The following is a 17,263-nucleotide window of genomic DNA, read 5'->3' on the forward strand; positions in this document are numbered from 1 at the left end:
GCCCGGCTACCTCCTTTCCCCGTCCGCGAGGTTTTCCAGAAAGCGGGGAAGATCCTTGATGAATGCCCGTATCTCGTCCCTGACCCGCCGGTAGCAGTCCAGCTTTTCTTCCTCAGTTTTCTTTCCCCGGGCCAGCTTCGGGGGGTCGTCGAACCCCCGATGGACGACCCTGGATCCTCCGGGGAAGAAGGGGCACCGTTCGTCCGCATCGCCGCACACGGTGATCACGAAGTCGAAGGGAATGTCCAGGAGTTCCGTGACGTTTTTTGACCGGTGTCCGGAAATGTCCGCCCCGGCCTCTTTCATCACCGCCACGGCGTTAGGGTTCAGACCGTGAGTTTCGATTCCGGCAGACCAGACATCAATGATGTCCCCGTGGAAATGACGGGTCCAGCCTTCCGCCATCTGGCTTCGGCATGAGTTTCCCGTGCAGAGGAAAAGCACCTTCGTCCTGTCCTTCATTCGTTGTCTCTCCTTTCGGGCTGACCGCAGCAGCTTTCTTGCCTTGACCGGAGGGAAGCGAGTTTCTCACTGTCATCGGCAAACACGGAATTATCCCGGGCCGATTGCCGGATCCACTCCATCAGGCCGGGGGCTACGGTTTCCGACAGCCTGTAATAAACCCATTTCCCCCGTTTTTCCCATTCCACCAGGCCTGCGGCGCCGAGGATGCTCATGTGCCTGGAAACAGTGGCGGGGGAGAGGCAGAGCAGATCCCCCACCTGGCAGACGCACAGTTCCCCGGTGACGGTCAGTGCCAGAAAGGCCCGAAGGCGGTTTCTCTCTCCAAGAGCCTTCATTTGGGCAATAATCGATTCCATGACACTCTCCTTCCTATGATTCGTCATTTCGACAGATGACGAAATGAATATAATCTTCTCCCGCCTTCCTGTCAAGAGAAAAAATCCCGCTCCGAACAGGCCGGAACGGGACTTTTCCCCTCTACCGAAACATCCCGAAAAGACGGGATATGGCTGCGACGACCGCCGCTGCGATGAGGATGAGCAGTCACGGAGGACAGGCGAAACCTTTTCTTTTTTTCTCACCATCACTCATGGTTTATCACCCCCTGGGGGTATTATAGCAGAGAATGCCCGGAAGAAACGGGGGGGTGTTACGCCTGAAAAACTGCAGCATCAGGGCCGGGACCGCTCTCCTGCGGAATGTTCCTCCGCTTCGCTCCGGATGTTGCCCGATCGCTGCACCGGGAAGAAAACGGGAAGCTGAGGATTCCGCTCAGGAAAATATATGGTACATTATGGATCTCTATCGAGCGAATTGTATTTTGAAAGGACGTGGTTCGGCTCCATGACATGGTTCCTGTATCTGGCGGCGGGAGTGTCCCTCGCCGTGTCGGCGGCTGCGAGCAGAGAGAAGACGAAGAAGGCTCTGAAAAAGGCGTGGAACAGCTTCATGAACGTTCTCCCGGCCCTGGCCGCCATGCTGTTTCTCGTTTCCATTTCGATCGCCCTTCTTCCCGAACGGGTTATTGCAGCCCTCATCGGCGAGGAGAGCGGGTTTTTCGGTCAGGTGCTGGCGTCTCTTATAGGTTCCATAACGCTGATTCCGGCCTTTGTGGCCTTCCCCATGGCGAAGGTGCTTCTGGAGCATGGAGCCGGGGCGGCCCAGATGGCGGTGTTCGTCTCCACCCTCATGATGGTGGGCGTGGCCACCGCTCCCCTGGAGGCCTCCTTCTTCGGCTGGAAGGCGACCCTGCTCCGCAACGGCATGGCTTATTTCTACTCGTTCGTGGTGGGGTATGTTGTCTGGCTGGCGGTGACGGCATGGATATGAAAAAAACACTGAAGAGATGGCGCGCTGCCCTTGTCTCCCTGGCCGTCGCCCTTCCCCTCGGGATTTTGTTCCCCGAAGCGGGAGAGCGGGCCCTGGGGCTCCTCGGGATCAACGTGGCGACCATCCTGGGTATCCTTCCTCCCGTCTTCATTTTGCTCGGGCTGTTCGACGCCTGGATTCCCCGTGAGCGGGTCGCTCCCCGCCTGGGAGAGGGCTCCGGCGCACGGGGCATCGTCCTTGCCGTCCTGCTGGGGGCCGGTTCTGCCGGGCCTCTCTATATCGCCTTCCCAGTGGCCGAGGTCATGCTCAGAAAAGGGGCTTCGCTCCGGAATGTCTTCATCTTCCTTGGTTCCTGGTCCACCATGAGGGTTCCCATGATCCTGTTCGAGATCCAGAACATGGGCTATGTCTTCGGTCTCTCCCGCTACGGCGCGTCCCTCGCCGGCATTCTCGCCATGGGGTACCTCACGGACCGCTTCCTGGGACAGGATGAAAAGACCCGCCTGCTCTCCAGGTTCGGCGAAGAGGACCCCCCTTTCAAAAGCGGACCTTCGTTTCAGTAATTTCCGGTACCTCCGGGATCGGGTTGTGGGGTACAATACCCGGTGGCATATTTGACTCCGGTTCAGGAAAGAGGTTGCATATGGGCATTCTGAGAAAAGCGAACGTGTGGTTCTGGATCCTGGCCCTCGCCGCCGGGATGGGATTTCTCGGCTACAGGATCGCCGTGCCTTCCGGCGCCCAGCAGAGGACACCTCCCCCGTCGCCCGGAATCACAGTGACCGTGTATGAGGTTCAGCCCAGGGTCTGGGAGATCTGGCGCAGTTTTTACGGCACGGTACGTTCCGCCCAGGTGCAGAGGGTGAACTCCCACACCAGGGAAGTGATCGAGGATGTGGCCGTGGAAGTGGGCGATACGGTGAAGAAGGGGGACCTCCTCATTTCTCTCGCCAGCCAGAGCCAGGCCGCGGTGCTCAGCGCGAGGCAGGCTGCCTACGAGGACGCGAAGGCCCGCTACGAAAGCCTGCAGAAACTCTACCAGGCCGGGGGTACTTCGAAGCAGGAGCTCGACCGGGCCAACGTCCAGCTCAAGGACGAATCCGCAAAGCTCCGGGACGCCCGGACCACCGTATCGAGAACGCAGATCCGCTCCGCCCTCAACGGCGTGGTGGTGCGGCGTTCCGCCGAAAAGGGAGAGTTCGCCGAACCGGGGCGGGAGCTGCTCGCCGTGGCGGACTTCGACCGGAGGGAAGTGGAGATGCTCATTTCACCCACCATCCGCGGCCTGATCATCCCCGGAATGGACGTCCTCGTCAAGGCGCCCTGGGGGGGCGAGACCACGGGCAAAATCTTTCGCATGGACCCCGAAGCCGACACCGCCACGGGATTTTTCCGCGCCATCGTGCGGCTGCCGTCAGACTGCAAACTCATTCCGGGCGACTACGTCCGGATGGATGTCCGCATGGCCTACAGGGAGAATGCCATTGCCGTTCCCTATGAGTCAATCCTCCGCGAGGACGGAAAGCCCTATGTCTTCGTGGTGTCGGGAGATGAAGCTTCCAGGAGGGATGTCGCTGCGGGAGATGGCAGCGGCGGCTACGTGGAAGTTCTCGAGGGCCTCGCTCCGGGCGAACGGGTGGTGAAGACCGGGGCAGGCAGCCTCTATGAAGGTGCCCGCCTGGTCATTTCCAACGGAACACTGAGGAAACCGGGACAGGGCCCGGATGCGGAGAATAACGACAGTACCGGAAGTTCCGGAGGAAAGTAGTCCATGAACCTTATCAGCATCTCCATACGGCGTCCGGTGCTGACGCTGGTCATCGTCATTCTTTTCGTGCTTCTCGGCCTTTCAGGCATGAGAGGCATGGGTATATCCCTCCTCCCGAAGATCGAGGTTCCCTTCGTGTCCGTAAGGACCTCCTACACCGGGGCGGGTCCCGAGGACATGGAAACCCTGGTGTCGAAACCCCTGGAAGACGCCATCAGCCAGGTCCAGGGGGTCAGGCGCCTTGAAAGCACCTCCCTGGAAGGCATTTCCTTCGTTTTCATCGAATTCGACCCCGACATCAACCTTGCCGATGCCGCCCTCGACGTGGCCAACCGGGTCCGGACGGTGAATCTCCCCGAGGACGCCGACGACCCCGTGGTCAGGAAGTTCGACATCAACGCCCGGTCCTTCATGTCGGTGGTCTTCACATCTACGCTGCCTCCCCAGCGGGCCAGGGACATTCTGGAAGACAGGGTGCAGAGGCAGCTCTCCCAGGTGGTGGACGTGGCCGACGTCTCCCTGGACGGCGGCCTGACCCGGGAGATTCACGTGGAACTCGACCCCGTGGCCCTGGGGAGTCTGGGCCTGAGCATCCGCCAGGTCACCAACATCCTGAAGAGCGGAAACTACAGTTCCCCCTCGGGGCGCATTTCCCTCGGCGACCAGGAATCCATCCTGCGGGTCGTGGGGGAATCCGTCTCGGTCCGCGAGCTGGAAGAAGTACAGATCCCCCTGCCGGGGGGCGTTTCGGTGAGGCTTGCCGACATCGCCACAGTGAGCGATACAACGGCGGAACGCCGCCGTCTGGCCCGGTACGGAGGCCGGGATTCCTTCATTCTTTCGCTGACGGCCATTCCCGACGGGAACGTGGTCCGGGCAAGCCGGGCGGCGAGGGAGATGCTCGACCGCATCCTTCCCACCCTTCCTCCCGGGTTCACCATGACCATTCCCTTCGACGACGGAGAATTCATCGCCGATTCCATCTGGAACGTCTTCCGGGACATGATCACGGGCACGGCCCTCACGGCCCTCATCCTGTTCCTTTTCCTCCAGAGGCTGTCGGTGACCCTGCTCGTGGCCATCGTCATGCCCACGGCCATCATCGCCACCTTCATGCCCATGGTGCTGGCGAAGTACACGCTGAACATGATGACCACCCTTGGCCTGGCCATCTCCACGGGCGTGTTGGTGAACAACTCCATCCTGGTCATCGAGAACATCATCCGCTACAAGGAAATGGGCTACCACCCCCTTGAGGCTGCGGAACGGGGGACGAAGGAGATCGCCATCGCGGTCCTGTCCACCACGGCCACCAATCTCGGGGTGTTCATACCCGTGGCCCTGTCCGGAGGGCGGATGGGGCAGATGTTCAACCCCTTCGCCATGACGGTGGTCTTTTCCACCCTCTTCTCTCTCTGGGTGGCCCTCACCTTCACCCCCATGCTGGCGGCCCGCATCGGCAGCTCCACGGGGCCCTCGAAGCTGAGCCGCTTCCTTACCGGGTGGTGGCAATGGCTCTACCAGGGTTTCGATGATCTCCACCACGTCCTTGTCCGGGGCGCCGTGGGGCATCCCTATCTTGCCCTTCTCCTCTTCGGCGGGCTGACCGCCGGCGCGGTGATGCTTGCGGACCGGATAGGCTTCCAGTTCTTTCCTTCTTCCGACGAGGGGCAGATCACCGTGTCCATGGAGACCTCCGCTTCGGCGTCCCTTACCATGACGGACCGGCTTGTGCGCCAGATCGAAGGGCATGTGCTGGAGCAGCCCCATGTAAAGGGCGTGGACGTAGTCATAGGCGGCGGCGGTTCCCGGGCCGGGCTCAACAGGGCCACCATGAGGGTCTACCTGGAGGATACCCCCGGGAGGCCGTCGAGCTTCGCCTTTGCCGCACCGCTCCGTCCGCTCCTTGCATCCCTTCCCGACATGAAGGCCAGCGTCACCGCAGGCGGGGGCAGGGGAGGCGTCCGGGGAAAGCCGATCCAGGTGGTGGTCCGGGGAGACGGGGTAGATGTCCTTAACGACCTGGCCATGAAGGTCGTGGGAGTTCTCCGGAATATCCAGGGCATCGTGGACGTGGACCTCGACTGGCGGACGGGCCGCCCGGAGATCCAGATGACTCCCGACAGGCTGAGAATGGGCCGGCTCAATTTCAGCACGGAGAATCTTTCGGACCTCCTGAGGGGGTACGTCACGGGACTGAAGGCAGGGGTCTTCAGGGAAGGCGGCAAAGAATACGATATCCTCGTGAAGCTCAAATCCGAGGAGGTCTCGAGCCCCTTCCAGCTTCCGGACCTTCCCTTCCCCACCTCCGCCGGTTTCGTGTCCCTGCGCGACCTCGCCGCGCTCAAGGACACCATGGGACCCACCCAGATCCTGCGGAAAGACCGGCAGCGGTCCATCACCGTGGACGGCAACGTCTCAGGGATCACCGTGGGCGAGGTCTACGGCGAAATAGACCGGCGGCTGCAGGAGATTCCCCTTCCTCCGGGATACCGGTTCACCTATTCGGGAGAAATACAGTCCATCCAGGACAATTTCGGCGCCCTCAACTTCGCCCTCGGACTGGCGGTGCTGCTCACCTTCCTCATGATCGCCGCCATCCTCGAGTCCTTCGTCTTCGCCCTGGTGATCATGCTGACGGTCCCCCTGTCGGTCATCGGGGTGGTCCCGGCGCTGATCCTCACCCAGACGCCCCTTTCCGTCTACGGGCTCATGGGGGTCATCATGCTCGTCGGCCTGGTGGTGAACAACGCCATCGTCATCATCGACTATGCCGAGATCGTGAGAAAAGAGGGAATGCCTCCCGAAGAAGCCATCATCGAGGCATGCAAGGTCCGGCTCAGGCCGATCATCATGGCCGACGCCACGTCCATCATCGCCATGATCCCTCTTGCCATGGGCGTCGGGGCCGGCGGATCCTACAGGTCTCCCATGGCCATCGTCTCCATAGGCGGCCTGGTGGCCGGGGGCGTTCTGGCCCTTCTCGCCATCCCTCCCGTGTACAAGCTGGTCTGGAAATTGAAGCAGCGATTCGGCTTCGAGGCGGTGGAGCAGGTGTAATGGACCGCAGTCTTCCTCCCTTCGAACGGGCCCATCCGACCAAGCTCTTCGCGGAGGTCACCACGGCGTGCAACCTCCGGTGCGCCATGTGCGTCAAGCAGTCGGGGCCGGGAATTCCGGACGAATTTCTGGCCCGTGAAACCTTTGAAAAACTGGTCCCGGCCTTCCCGACACTGGATACCCTTATTCTCAACGGCATAGGGGAACCCCTGCTTCACCCTGAACTCGAGGAGTTCATCAAAACGGCCAGGCGCCATCTTCCTCGGGAGGCCGTCATCGGATTCCAGACGAACGGGTCCCTTCTGACGGACGAAAGGGCTTTCTCTCTTCTTGCCGCCGGAACGGACACCATCAGCATCTCCGTGGATGCCGCCGATCCGGCCCTCTTCCGTTCCATGAGGGAAGGAGGGGAGACGGAAGACGTGAACCGGGCCGCCGCCGCTCTCGGGAGGGCAAAGGAACGGGCCCGAAGAACATGCTTCCGCTGGGGGGCTGAACTGGTGCTCGCGAAAGAGACCACCGGAGAGCTCCCCAAGGTCATCGAATGGGTGGCCGCGCGGGGAGGTTCCTTCCTGCTCGTCACCCATATTCTTCCCTATCGGGAGGAAGCTGTTCCGTCGGTGGCCTACGACCCCAACGTGGACAGGTCCCTCGCCCATTACCGGAAACGGAAGCTGGAAGCGGCGGAGCAGGGAATCGACCTGTCTCTGTACTACACCGCGAAATGGCGGCTGGCCCCGGTGGAGCGCCGGGAGGAGATCATTACCTTTCTGGAGAAGGTGGTGCAGGAAATCTCGGACATGGGGCTGCCCCAGCACATTCCGAACCTGGTGGCCCACGATGAGGATCAGTACAGGAAAATGGAACGGCTCTTCGGGGAAAGCCGTGCTCTGGCGCAGGCCCGGGGGGTGGATCTGCGCCTTCCCTCCCTCAGCCCCAGGATGGACCGGCGGTGCGATTTCATCGAGGAAGGCAGCGCGTTCCTGTCCGTTTCCGGCACGGTCCACCCCTGCTATTTCCTCTGGCATTCCTTCACCTGCCATGCCGACGGACGGATCCGTCCCGTGGACGCCCTTTCCTTCGGATCAGTCCATGACCGTCCGCTGCTCGACATATGGAACAGCCCGGAGTTTGCCGCCTACCGCCGGGAGATCGGCACCTACCCCTTCCCCCACTGCGGGAACTGCAGCCTTGCCCCCTGCGACTACATCGAGCGCCATGAATTCGAGCAGGACTGCCTGGGGAACCGGCTCACCTGCGGCTCCTGTCCCTGGAGCCTCGGGGTGCTGCAGTGCATGAGATAGAAAGGGGCCTGCCGGAGCAGGCCCCTTTCCTTTTCTACATGGAGAACTTCGTGTACCCCGGCGGAAGGGAGAAGAGCCCGTCGTCAAGTTTCCCTTTCCGGATGTTCCTGTACAGGATGGTGGCTGTATCCTGGGGATTTTTGGTGTAAATTTTCAGCGGGTAGTTCAGTTCCCTGGAAACCCACACGGTTCCTTCCCCGAGCTTTTTGTCGTTGTAGACGATGTGGTACACGTCGCAGGAAAAGCCTTCGACGGTTTCGGTTCCCTTCTTCGTCACTTTTCCCTGCTCCGCCATCTTTGCCTCCAGGTTTTCCGAACCGTCGAGGGTGACCTGGGTGTTCTGCATTTCCATGTACATCTTCATCCCGGGAAGAAGGACATACATCACGGGTCCCCCGGAAGGAATGATGGTGGACTGCACCCCGATAGGAGTCTCCAGATCCTGCCTCAGGGAGTTTCCTTTCACGAACACCTTTCCGCTCATGTCTCCTCCTGCCGCTTTGGAGGAAATGACCATGTCAGCGGTGAATTCAGCGGCCAATGAGGCGCCGGGAAGAAGAAAAACCAGAAGAAGAGCCCACCACAATGTTCTTTTCGATCCAAAATGCATGATCTTCAACTCCTGTTCATTATGATATGGTTCGTTTTCCCTGTTTGCCGCTATTGTAACCTCTTTTTGCACGTATAAGGCATTCTCTCCGGGGAACTGCAATGAGTATGAGTATTTTCAGTTTTCTTTCTCCTTCGGGGAGAGGGTATAATGAATCAGCAGGGCAGCATCCGGTCAGGCTTCATGGTTGTCCGCGCAAATACGCCTTTTGGAGGAGGAAGAAACATGATTATCGTATCCGCATCCTTTACTGCGAAACCAGGAATGAGGGACGCCATCGCTGAGATTTCCCGAAAGGCCGTGGAGCTCACGAGACAGGAAAAGGGAAACATCAGCTACACCCTCTTCAAGAGCAGTGATGACGACGTCACCATGATGTATTTCGAGGAATGGGAGAGTCTGGATGACCTGCGGGCGCACCTGAAGACGGACCATATCCGGGAGGCGAGGGAGGCCCGGAAGGATATGCTGGAAGGCACGGTGCGGGTTCGGGTGTTCGAGTCGAAGGAAGTGGAACTCTAGACAGGAGTTGATTTACTCTTAATGAAAAACGGGAATTATGACGCGGTTGTCGTCGGCGGAGGGCTGGCCGGACTTGTCGCCGCCATAGAGGCTGCAAAGAGGGGACTCGGAGTCCTCCTGGTCTGCAAAAGCAGGGCGGGAAAAAGCGGCAATACCCTCGTCTCCGGGGCTGCCCTTTCAGTGCTGAACACCGGCGCGAAGTCAGGCGATTCCCCCGCCCTTCTGGAGCGGGATATCCTCGCGTCCGGGTGCGGAATGAACGATCCCCGGCTCTGCCGAACCTTTGCGAAAGAATCGGCTTCTGCAGTCGATATGCTGAAGGAATACGGCGTGGCGTTCAAGGAGGCGGGCGGGATTCCCATGGTGAAGCAGCCCCCCGGACACAGTGTTCCCCGCATGTTTCCCTCGGAATTCCGGGAGTACCCCTATATGAACCGCGGCCTCGCCCTGACGCTCCCTCTTGTGGAACGGGCGGAGGAGCTCGGGGTTGTCATACGGAACGATACCGCGGCTCTCAGGATCCTCACCCGTGAAAATTCCGTCTGCGGACTTCTGGCATGGGACAGCCGCACGGGAGAAGCGCTTCACTTCCGGACCGGAACAGTCATTCTGGCCGCAGGCGGGGGAGCAGGGCTTTTTTCCATGAACAACAACACGGCGGATGTGTCATGCGATTCCTTCGGCCTGGCCTACGAGGCGGGGGCCGTGCTCCGTGACATGGAAATGGTGCAGTTTTACCCCTCCATGATGTATGAACCCGCCAGGATACCCTTTTCCAACCCCCTATTCGGTGAGGGGGCGGTGCTCAGGAATGTTGACGGCGAAGAGTTCCTCTCCCGCTACAGCCCAAAAGGCAGCCGTGCCACCAGGGATCTTATGGCCAGGGCTGTGAAACATGAGATCGACGAGGGACGGGGTAATCCCCGGTATGTCTTCGCGGACTGCTCCGGAATTCCCGGAGAGGTGCTGAAACTCAGGTACGGCGAGCTTTCGGCCATTCTTTCCAGGTATGGCCTGAACCTGGCGAAGGATCTGCTCCAGATCGCACCCTCGGCCCATTTTTACCTGGGAGGCGTCGTGATCGACAGGACGTGCGCCACGTCCGTGGAAGGACTTTTTGCCTGCGGTGAGGCTGCCGGAGGGCTTCATGGGGCGAACCGCCTCGCGGGCATTGCCCTGGCTGAAGCTGCCGTGTTCGGGAGCATTGCCGGCAGGTCAGCTTCGGAGTATTTCAAAAGGCAGCCGCCTCTCCCTTCATCCGGCATCTCCGGAGAGATACCGTCCGGGGGGGCGAAGGCTTCTCTTTCCGGCCTGACCGAGAGACTCCGGGAGGGCATGTGGAGCTTTGCCTCCATCGTCCGCAGCGAGGCCTCCCTGAAAACGGCGGCCGGGGAAATTGAGGAGATCTCCCGGGAACTCGAGTCTGGAGGAGCGGGTAATTCAGGAGACCAGCCCCGGCTTTTCTCCCTGCGGTCCATGCTTTTGACGGCGCGGATGCTGGTGGAGTGCAGCCTTCTGAGGAAGGAAACCAGGGGGGCCTTCTGCCGGGAGGAGTACCGGGACAGTTCCCGGGAATACGCCGGATCATTCCTGGTACAGAAAACGGAAACCGGTGCCATGGCCGTCCGCTTCCGGCCGAACTGGTCATGAACTGTCCGGAGCGCAGGCGTTCTTTCTAGCCCCCGGTTTCCAGGAGGGAAACGGACCGGCGTTCAGCCCCCAGCCTCAGGGAGAGTTCCATGCATGTTTTCTTCAGGGCGGGAATGAGCTCCCGGACCATCTCTTCGGTGAAACGGGCCGTCGGACCGGAAAGGGTCATGCATGCCGCGGGCTGCGGAGATGCGTCAAAAATCGGGACCGCCACTGAAGAGACTCCCTGCTCCCGTTCCGACACGCTGAGGCTGTAGCCGAGTTGTCGCAGCTCACGGTTTTTCTCCATGACCACTTTTTTGTCAAGAATTGTATTCGGCGTCAGGGATTCCACCTCGTCAAGGATTCTGAACACTTCCTCCTCGGGCATGAACGCGATAAAGCAGCGGCCGGAGGCCCCGGCCCACAGGGGGAAACGGTCCCCGAGCTTTGCCGACCGCTTCAGGTTCAGGGAACTCTCCACCTGTTCAAAGCATACGCGGCTGTCTCCTTCACGGACATAGAGGTTCACCGTTTCATTGAATTTTTTCCTGAGGTCTTCCATGTACGGGAGAGCCATGGTTCTCAGTCCGCCCGTCTTTTTCGCTATGGATCCCAGAAGGTAGCACTGAAAGCCGAGACTGAACAGCTTGCTCTTTTTGTCCCGTTCCAGAAAGCCTTCCTCTTCGAGAGCTTTGGTCAGTCGTGCGGCCGTAGGCAGGGGAAGATTCAGCTCCCGGGCTATTTCCGTCAGGGTCCTCCTGCTTTTCTGCCAGGAAAAACAGGAAAGGACCGAAAGTCCTTTTTTCAGTGCGGAAGCCCCGTCTTCTTTTATGTTCCCCTTCATGATCCTCTTCAGCTCCCGGCTGGAAAATATTTTGCATTGACAAAACGGGTTCACAGTGTAATATGATTTTACCACAATATGAAATGTGCTTCCAGATTATGGAAGTATTTCTTATCCCCATCCAACGGAGGCAGATCATGAAAAAATCCGCAGTGCTTCGCCAGATGCTTCAGGAACGAAAAGCAGTTCCGGTGCCCGGCGCTCATGACGCCATATCGGCAAAACTCATCGAAAAGACGGGCTTCAAGGCTGTCCAGGTAAGCGGCTTCGGCCTTGCAGCTTCCCTTCTCGGACTTCCCGACATGGCGTTCATCTCCTTCACCGAGGTCCTCGAATTTACGCGGAATATCGTGGATGCCGTCAATATCCCCGTCATGGCTGACGCTGACACGGGGTACGGCAATGCCATCAACGCCATGCGGGTCACCGAAAAATTCATCAGGGCAGGCGCTGCGGGGATGAACATCGAGGACCAGGTTTTCCCGAAACGGTGCGGCCATATCGAAGGAAAATCCGTCGTCCCCCTTGAGGAAATGGTCCTCAAGGTCAAGGCCTGCGCAAAGATCCGGGACGAGCTGGACCCTGATTTCATCATCAACGCCAGGACAGACGCCATTGCCGTTTCCGGAGTTGACGAGGCCATCCGCAGGGGAAACGCCTATATTGAAGCCGGGGCTGACATGATCTTCGTCGAGGCTCCCCGCACGGTGGAAGAGATAGAAAAGGCGGTCAAGGGCATAAAGGGGCTGGTGAGCATCAACCTCTTCGACAATATCGAGGGAGGAAAGACCCCTCTTCTGTCCGTGGAGGAACTTGCGGCCATGGGAGTCGCCCGCATCAGCATTCCGGTGGGCACGACCTTCGCGGCGGCCCGGGGAGTGCTCAATTATCTTGAGGCCATCAAGGGAGGGCGCCTCGCTCCCGAGAGAAAGGATCTCGTTTTCTCCTTCAATGAATTCAAGGACCTCGTCGGGGTACCTGAATTCAGGGACCAGGAAAAAGAGTTCCTTCCCACCTTCGTCGAATAGAGCCCGGGGCGGGGAGAAGCAGAAATGACCGTTACTCTGGGTTTTCTGGGTTTTGGCGAAGTGGGTTTTTTCATGTCGAAGGGGCTGAAAACGGCAGGCTTCGGCAGGATTGTGGCTTTCGACAGGGCCTTTGCCGACGGCGGACCGTTCGCCCGGACCATCGGTTCGAGAGCGGAGGAAGCAGGCGTGGAGCTTGTTCCCTCCCTTCAGGATATGCTGGGCCAGGCTGATGTGGTCGTCTCGGCGCTTCCGGCGAAGTACTCCCTTGCCGCGGCCAGGGAGGCCGCCGGATGCTCGACGGCCGCACGGCTTTTTGTCGACGTATCCACGGCAAAACCATCGGAAAAGAGAGAGATGGAACAGCTTTTTGCCGGAAAGGGTATCCTGTTTGCCGACGGCGCCATGCTCGGCCCCCTTCCCACCTACGGCCACACGGTTCCCATTCTCGCCTCGGGGAGCGGAGCCTCCGGATGGGCTGAGATGATGACTCCCTTCGGGATGAAGATAGAGCTCGCCGAAGGCCCCGCCGGGGCGGCCTCATCCATCAAGCTTGTCCGCAGCGTCTTCATGAAAGGCCTTGAAGCCCTTCTCGTGGAGACATTCCTGTTCGCGAAAAAGAGCGGCGCGGAGGAGATCGTGCTGGAATCCCTGGCGGAAACCCTGAACGTGCCTTTCCAGAATACAGCACGGAGAATGATCGCCGCCGACCTTGTCCATGCCGAGCGCAGGGCCTTCGAAGTGGGAGAGTCGGTGGAACTCATGAAGGACCTCGGCATAGAGCCCATTATGGCCGAAGCCGTCATCCGGCGCCTCAAAAAGTCCGCCGCCCTCGGAACGAGAGAGGAGCTCGGAGGGGTGCCTCCGAAGACTCTTCCCGAGGTCTACGAGATCTGGCGGACAAAAGGCCATTGCTGAAGCAAGACACATACTGCCGCATACAAGGAGAGAAAACAATGCCCGTAGGATTCCGCGTTTTTCTTAAAAGAAACCTTCCCCCGAAAGACCTTGTCGAAAGCTTCCGGACCATACCGGCGGCAAACATAGCCGACTGCATGGGACGACACAACGCCATGATCCCCGAGATCCGGCTTATGACGAAGCCCGGTGACGTCAACATGGTCGGTGTTGCCCTGACGGTGAAAACCTGCTACGGGGACAACCTGATGATCCACCAGGGGCTCGACATGGCGGCCGAAGGGGATGTCCTGGTGATTGCCAATGAAGGGGGAAGAAACAGATCCCTCCTCGGGGAAATAATGTACCGCTACGCCGAGAGAAAGAACCTTGCCGGAATCGTCCTCGACGCCCCCATTCGGGATGCCCTCCAGATCTCCGGCGGTTCCGTTCCTCTCTACGCCACCGGTTCGACACCGGGCGGCCCCTACAAGGAGGGCCCGGGCGAGGTGAACGTTCCCGTCTCCTGCGGCGGTGTGCACGTCAACCCCGGTGACATCATCGTCGGAGATCCTGACGGCGTCATCGTCATCCCGCGGCAGGACGCGGAGGAAGTGCTCGAAGCGGTGAAGGCCTTCCAGCAGAATGACCGGAGGAAACTGCAGGCCGCCATCGACGGAACGGCCGACAGAAGCTGGGTCATGAAGCAGCTTGAAGCGAAGAAGTGTGAATTTCGGGACGGAGTTTGCGGCTGATTCCGCTGACTTCTGTCAGGGGCCGGCCGGGAATGCATCGCTTGCGACCGGCTGGTTTCCGTACCGGAAAGACTGAAAGGACAAGGGAGGAGCCGGAATGGAACTCAGGTTGAAATACGCGGAAAGCCTTTTCCTGTTGGTGATCGGGGCAGTTTCAGTACTGTTTCTTGTTCTTTCACGGGAATACAGCGCCATGGCGAGAAGCGTGCCGAATATTTGCGCTGTCTTCGCACTGCTGACAATTGCTTTCCGCCTTTGGCAGATCTGGAGCAGGGATTCCCTCCGGGGGGCGGTGCTGAGGATCCATCAGCGATCCGTGCCTTTCATTATTATGCTCGCAGTCTATACCGCTGGGGTTTTCCTCATCGGTTTTATGCTGTCCAGCCTGGTCTTCGTGCCGGTATGCATGTACTGGATGGGGCAAAGGCAAATTTTCAGAATTGCGGTCATTACTGTTGCATATGTCGCTTTGATATATCTCGTCTTCGTCGTTGGATTCCGGATGCCCCTTCCGGACAGCCTGGTCGGTTTCTAGAGAGGTGAGGAAATGATTTACGAAGGCCTTCTGGCAGCCCTTGCCCCTCTCAACATCGGTTACGCCTTTTTCGGGACGGCCCTGGGAATCGTCATGGGAGCCATACCGGGCATCGGCTCTTCCATGACCATGGCATTGCTCCTGCCGTTTACCTTCTGGATGTCCGCCGAAGGGGCGCTGATTCTTCTGGGCTCCGTCTACTGCGGGGCGACTTATGGGGGATCGATTTCCGCCATCCTGCTGAATACACCGGGGACTCCCGCATCGGCGGCGACCTCTTTCGACGGATACCCCATGGCACAGCAGGGCAGAGGCATGGAGGCCATAGGAATTGCAGCCATGGCTTCTTTTGTCGGAGGAATGGCGGGACTGCTGCTTCTTTTCTTTCTGTCCCCTCCCCTGGCGGAGATTTCGCTCAAATTCGGCCCCGCGGAACTCTTTCTCCTGACCCTTTTCACCTTTATCATCATCTCCGTCACGGTACTGAAAGAATCCGTGGTAAAAGGCCTCATTTCCCTCGGACTGGGCCTCGTTCTCTCGGGAATAGGGTATGATCCCATCTCCGGAGCGCTGCGGTTCACGTTCGGTCTGCCATACCTTGAGGACGGAATCCAGTTGGTGCCTGCAATCATCGGACTGTTTGCCATTTCCGAGGTTTTTGCCTTTGTGGAAAGCGGGGGCACCATTTCCAACTCGCTCGAAGCAAAGGGAGGACTGAAAGAGGGATTCAGGCAGACATTCCGCTTTCCCGGGACACTGATCCGCTCTACCGTGATAGGTTCGGTCATCGGAGCCCTCCCCGGGATCGGCGTGAGCGCGGCCAACCTCATAGCCTACGTCGCGGCAAAAGCCCGTTCCAAGCATTCAAAACTTTTCGGCCAGGGAGCTCCGGAAGGAGTCATCGCCCCGGAATCATCGAACAACGCGGTTACCTGCACTTCTCTCATTCCGACGCTGACCCTCGGCATTCCCGGAAGTTCCTCCGCCGCCCTTCTTATGGGAGCCCTTATGATCCATGGCCTGATACCGGGCTCTTCCCTTTTCACCACCTACGGAAAAGTGACCTACACGTTCTTTTTCGGACTGGGCCTGTCCAATATCTTCATGCTGCTCGTCACCATCTTTGCCGTGAAGTTCCTCGTCAAGGTGACGGTGGTGAACGTCGGATTTCTTATTCCTATCATCGTGAGCCTTTGTTTCATCGGATCTTACGCCATGAGGAACAATATCGGAGATGCGGTTGTGACAGTAGCTTTCGGCCTTTTAGCCTTCGTCATGAGAAAACTCAAGTATCCTCTCATCTGCCTTCTGCTCCCCATCATCCTGGGAACGATGATGGAACGGGGGTACCATCAGTCTCTCATGCTTTCGGGCGGATCCTTCTCCATATTCTGGGCAAGCCCCATTTCCAAGGTTATTCTGGCCGTCACCATTCTCTCCGTGGTGTATCCCATGCTGGGATTTTTCCGGAAAACCGGAAAGAACGTGAAATAAGGTTCGGAAGAAAGTGCAGGCAGGCAAAGGCTTCTCACGGCTTCCGGCAGGATTTTCCGGGGGCAGCCCGAACAGGGTTTCAAACCCTATTCCTTAAGGAGGATCGGCAATGAAAAGATCAACAAAGCTCAGGGCAATGCTGAATGAACGTTCCGCTCTCGTGTGCCCGGGGGCCCATGACGCCCTTTCGGCGAAAATGATCGAGAACTATGGATTCAAGGCGCTTCAGGTCAGCGGTTTCGGACTTTCCGCCAGCTATCTCGGCCTGCCGGACATGGCGTTCCTTTCTTTTGCCGATGTGCTGCATTTTTCGAAGAACGTGATCGATGCCGTGCATATTCCGGTTATTGTCGATGCGGATACCGGTTTCGGCAATGCCATATCGGCCATGTACGTTACCGAGCAGTTTATCGGTGCAGGGGCGGCGGGAATGAACATAGAAGACCAGGCATTCCCCAAAAGATGCGGGCACATGGAAGGGAAGCAGCTTGTTTCGAAAGAGGAAATGGCGCTGAAGGTCAAGGCCTGCAGGGACGTGAGAGACAGGCTCGATCCCGATTTCATCATCAATGCCCGAACTGACGCAATCGCTGTCGAAGGGTTCGAAAGCGCCGTAGACAGGGCGAACGCCTATGCCGAAGCAGGAGCGGACCTCATTTTTCTCGAGGCCCCAAGATCTGAAGAGCAGATACGGGAAGCTGTCGCCCGGATCAAGGCCCCTGTGAGCATCAATATATTCGATGCTGTCGCGGGAGGGAAAACCCCTGTCATGTCCATTGAAAAGCTCAGGGAGCTCGGCGTGGCCAGGGTGAGCATTCCCGTCGGCCCGCTTTTTGCGGCGGTGAAGGGGCTTATGGCCTATCTCGAGGCGATACGGGATGATAATGTAGCCGTAGGACGGAACGACCTTGTCTGTTCCTTCGGGGAATTCAGGGACCTTGTGGGGTACGATGACTTCCGGCAGCTGGAAAAGAAGTATCTTCCCTCGTTCATCGAGAACAACATGTAACGGCGATGTCTGAG

At 58.9% G+C, this 17,263-nt stretch carries 17 protein-coding genes; 13 read left to right on the forward strand and 4 right to left on the reverse strand.

All coding sequences use genetic code 11. From position 1 onward, the window contains the following. Positions 1 to 6: 6 nt before the first annotated feature. Both C8D99_RS10810 and C8D99_RS15240 read right to left on the reverse strand, forming a co-directional pair. Positions 7 to 462 carry an arsenate reductase ArsC gene (locus C8D99_RS10810; RefSeq protein WP_133958160.1) on the reverse strand — a complete coding sequence of 152 codons (456 nt, stop codon included), beginning with the start codon at positions 460 to 462 and terminating at the stop codon, positions 7 to 9. Further along, the gene (locus C8D99_RS15240) at positions 459 to 821 is read right to left on the reverse strand and encodes an ArsR/SmtB family transcription factor (RefSeq protein WP_166670142.1); all 363 of its coding nucleotides are present in this window, start codon (positions 819 to 821) and stop codon (positions 459 to 461) included. The genes C8D99_RS10810 and C8D99_RS15240 overlap by 4 nt, the downstream gene beginning before the upstream one ends. 457 nt (positions 822 to 1,278) lie before the next feature. On the opposite strand from C8D99_RS15240, the gene C8D99_RS10820 reads away from it, so the two are divergent. The 5 genes from C8D99_RS10820 to C8D99_RS10840 all read left to right on the forward strand — a co-directional run bounded on the left by C8D99_RS10820 (position 1,279) and on the right by C8D99_RS10840 (position 7,926). Continuing rightward, a complete protein-coding gene (locus tag C8D99_RS10820; protein WP_208321158.1) occupies positions 1,279 to 1,794 on the forward strand; it encodes a permease in 516 nt (171 codons plus the stop codon). Beyond that, positions 1,791 to 2,357: a permease gene (locus tag C8D99_RS10825; RefSeq protein ID WP_133958242.1), complete on the forward strand. Its 567-nt coding sequence runs from the start codon at positions 1,791 to 1,793 to the stop codon at positions 2,355 to 2,357. Before C8D99_RS10820 ends, C8D99_RS10825 begins: the two co-directional genes overlap by 4 nt. 80 nt (positions 2,358 to 2,437) lie before the next feature. Beyond that, the gene (locus tag C8D99_RS10830; RefSeq protein WP_133958163.1) at positions 2,438 to 3,562 is read left to right on the forward strand and encodes an efflux RND transporter periplasmic adaptor subunit; all 1,125 of its coding nucleotides are present in this window, start codon (positions 2,438 to 2,440) and stop codon (positions 3,560 to 3,562) included. Positions 3,563 to 3,565: 3 nt separating this feature from the next. Beyond that, the gene (locus C8D99_RS10835; RefSeq protein WP_133958165.1) at positions 3,566 to 6,622 is read left to right on the forward strand and encodes an efflux RND transporter permease subunit; all 3,057 of its coding nucleotides are present in this window, start codon (positions 3,566 to 3,568) and stop codon (positions 6,620 to 6,622) included. Continuing rightward, on the forward strand, positions 6,622 to 7,926 hold the full coding sequence (locus C8D99_RS10840) for a radical SAM/SPASM family putative metalloenzyme maturase (protein ID WP_133958167.1): 1,305 nt from the start codon (positions 6,622 to 6,624) through the stop codon (positions 7,924 to 7,926). The genes C8D99_RS10835 and C8D99_RS10840 overlap by 1 nt, the downstream gene beginning before the upstream one ends. A gap of 34 nt (positions 7,927 to 7,960) precedes the next feature. Here the strand turns inward: C8D99_RS10840 and C8D99_RS10845 are convergent, their stop codons facing one another. Further along, positions 7,961 to 8,536 carry a DUF4412 domain-containing protein gene (locus tag C8D99_RS10845; protein WP_133958169.1) on the reverse strand — a complete coding sequence of 192 codons (576 nt, stop codon included), beginning with the start codon at positions 8,534 to 8,536 and terminating at the stop codon, positions 7,961 to 7,963. 225 nt (positions 8,537 to 8,761) lie between these two features. Here C8D99_RS10845 and C8D99_RS10850 point away from each other — a divergent pair, with 225 nt between their 5' ends. Together C8D99_RS10850 and C8D99_RS10855 are read left to right on the forward strand one after the other, a co-directional pair. Next, positions 8,762 to 9,058, forward strand: a complete 297-nt coding sequence (locus tag C8D99_RS10850; protein WP_166670144.1) for a putative quinol monooxygenase — start codon at positions 8,762 to 8,764, stop codon at positions 9,056 to 9,058. Between the two features lie 21 nt (positions 9,059 to 9,079). Continuing rightward, a complete protein-coding gene (locus C8D99_RS10855; protein WP_133958173.1) occupies positions 9,080 to 10,708 on the forward strand; it encodes an L-aspartate oxidase in 1,629 nt (542 codons plus the stop codon). Positions 10,709 to 10,733: 25 nt separating this feature from the next. On the opposite strand, the gene C8D99_RS10860 is transcribed toward C8D99_RS10855, so the two are convergent. Further along, positions 10,734 to 11,534 (reverse strand): IclR family transcriptional regulator, encoded by an 801-nt coding sequence (locus C8D99_RS10860; protein ID WP_133958175.1) that lies wholly within the window; start codon positions 11,532 to 11,534, stop codon positions 10,734 to 10,736. Between the two features lie 137 nt (positions 11,535 to 11,671). Between C8D99_RS10860 and C8D99_RS10865 the strand changes: the two genes are divergently transcribed. The 6 genes from C8D99_RS10865 to C8D99_RS10890 all read left to right on the forward strand — a co-directional run bounded on the left by C8D99_RS10865 (position 11,672) and on the right by C8D99_RS10890 (position 17,249). Further along, a complete protein-coding gene (locus tag C8D99_RS10865; RefSeq protein WP_133958177.1) occupies positions 11,672 to 12,562 on the forward strand; it encodes an isocitrate lyase/PEP mutase family protein in 891 nt (296 codons plus the stop codon). 24 nt (positions 12,563 to 12,586) lie between these two features. Then, positions 12,587 to 13,477, forward strand: coding sequence for a DUF1932 domain-containing protein (locus C8D99_RS10870; protein WP_133958179.1), 891 nt, complete (start codon positions 12,587 to 12,589; stop codon positions 13,475 to 13,477). 38 nt (positions 13,478 to 13,515) lie between these two features. Then, positions 13,516 to 14,211, forward strand: a complete 696-nt coding sequence (locus tag C8D99_RS10875; RefSeq protein WP_133958180.1) for an RraA family protein — start codon at positions 13,516 to 13,518, stop codon at positions 14,209 to 14,211. 97 nt (positions 14,212 to 14,308) lie between these two features. Continuing rightward, positions 14,309 to 14,746 (forward strand): tripartite tricarboxylate transporter TctB family protein, encoded by a 438-nt coding sequence (locus tag C8D99_RS10880; protein ID WP_133958182.1) that lies wholly within the window; start codon positions 14,309 to 14,311, stop codon positions 14,744 to 14,746. 12 nt (positions 14,747 to 14,758) lie between these two features. After that, positions 14,759 to 16,240 (forward strand): tripartite tricarboxylate transporter permease, encoded by a 1,482-nt coding sequence (locus C8D99_RS10885; RefSeq protein WP_133958184.1) that lies wholly within the window; start codon positions 14,759 to 14,761, stop codon positions 16,238 to 16,240. A gap of 109 nt (positions 16,241 to 16,349) precedes the next feature. Beyond that, on the forward strand, positions 16,350 to 17,249 hold the full coding sequence (locus C8D99_RS10890; RefSeq protein ID WP_133958186.1) for an isocitrate lyase/PEP mutase family protein: 900 nt from the start codon (positions 16,350 to 16,352) through the stop codon (positions 17,247 to 17,249). Positions 17,250 to 17,263: the final 14 nt, after the last annotated feature.

Source organism: Aminivibrio pyruvatiphilus (assembly GCF_004366815.1).
GTDB classification, from domain to species: domain Bacteria; phylum Synergistota; class Synergistia; order Synergistales; family Aminobacteriaceae; genus Aminivibrio; species Aminivibrio pyruvatiphilus.

Excerpts from the sequence above, each read along its gene's own strand:
- C8D99_RS10810 (WP_133958160.1), bottom strand. The coding sequence starts at position 462 with ATGAAGGACAGGACGAAGGTGCTTTTCCTCTGCACGGGAAACTCATGC.
- C8D99_RS15240 (WP_166670142.1), bottom strand. The coding sequence starts at position 821 with ATGGAATCGATTATTGCCCAAATGAAGGCTCTTGGAGAGAGAAACCGC.
- C8D99_RS10825 (WP_133958242.1), top strand. The coding sequence starts at position 1,791 with ATGAAAAAAACACTGAAGAGATGGCGCGCTGCCCTTGTCTCCCTGGCC.
- C8D99_RS10830 (WP_133958163.1), top strand. The coding sequence starts at position 2,438 with ATGGGCATTCTGAGAAAAGCGAACGTGTGGTTCTGGATCCTGGCCCTC.
- C8D99_RS10835 (WP_133958165.1), top strand. The coding sequence starts at position 3,566 with ATGAACCTTATCAGCATCTCCATACGGCGTCCGGTGCTGACGCTGGTC.
- C8D99_RS10840 (WP_133958167.1), top strand. The coding sequence starts at position 6,622 with ATGGACCGCAGTCTTCCTCCCTTCGAACGGGCCCATCCGACCAAGCTC.
- C8D99_RS10845 (WP_133958169.1), bottom strand. The coding sequence starts at position 8,536 with ATGCATTTTGGATCGAAAAGAACATTGTGGTGGGCTCTTCTTCTGGTT.
- C8D99_RS10850 (WP_166670144.1), top strand. The coding sequence starts at position 8,762 with ATGATTATCGTATCCGCATCCTTTACTGCGAAACCAGGAATGAGGGAC.
- C8D99_RS10855 (WP_133958173.1), top strand. The coding sequence starts at position 9,080 with ATGAAAAACGGGAATTATGACGCGGTTGTCGTCGGCGGAGGGCTGGCC.
- C8D99_RS10860 (WP_133958175.1), bottom strand. The coding sequence starts at position 11,534 with ATGAAGGGGAACATAAAAGAAGACGGGGCTTCCGCACTGAAAAAAGGA.
- C8D99_RS10865 (WP_133958177.1), top strand. The coding sequence starts at position 11,672 with ATGAAAAAATCCGCAGTGCTTCGCCAGATGCTTCAGGAACGAAAAGCA.
- C8D99_RS10870 (WP_133958179.1), top strand. The coding sequence starts at position 12,587 with ATGACCGTTACTCTGGGTTTTCTGGGTTTTGGCGAAGTGGGTTTTTTC.
- C8D99_RS10875 (WP_133958180.1), top strand. The coding sequence starts at position 13,516 with ATGCCCGTAGGATTCCGCGTTTTTCTTAAAAGAAACCTTCCCCCGAAA.
- C8D99_RS10880 (WP_133958182.1), top strand. The coding sequence starts at position 14,309 with ATGGAACTCAGGTTGAAATACGCGGAAAGCCTTTTCCTGTTGGTGATC.
- C8D99_RS10885 (WP_133958184.1), top strand. The coding sequence starts at position 14,759 with ATGATTTACGAAGGCCTTCTGGCAGCCCTTGCCCCTCTCAACATCGGT.
- C8D99_RS10890 (WP_133958186.1), top strand. The coding sequence starts at position 16,350 with ATGAAAAGATCAACAAAGCTCAGGGCAATGCTGAATGAACGTTCCGCT.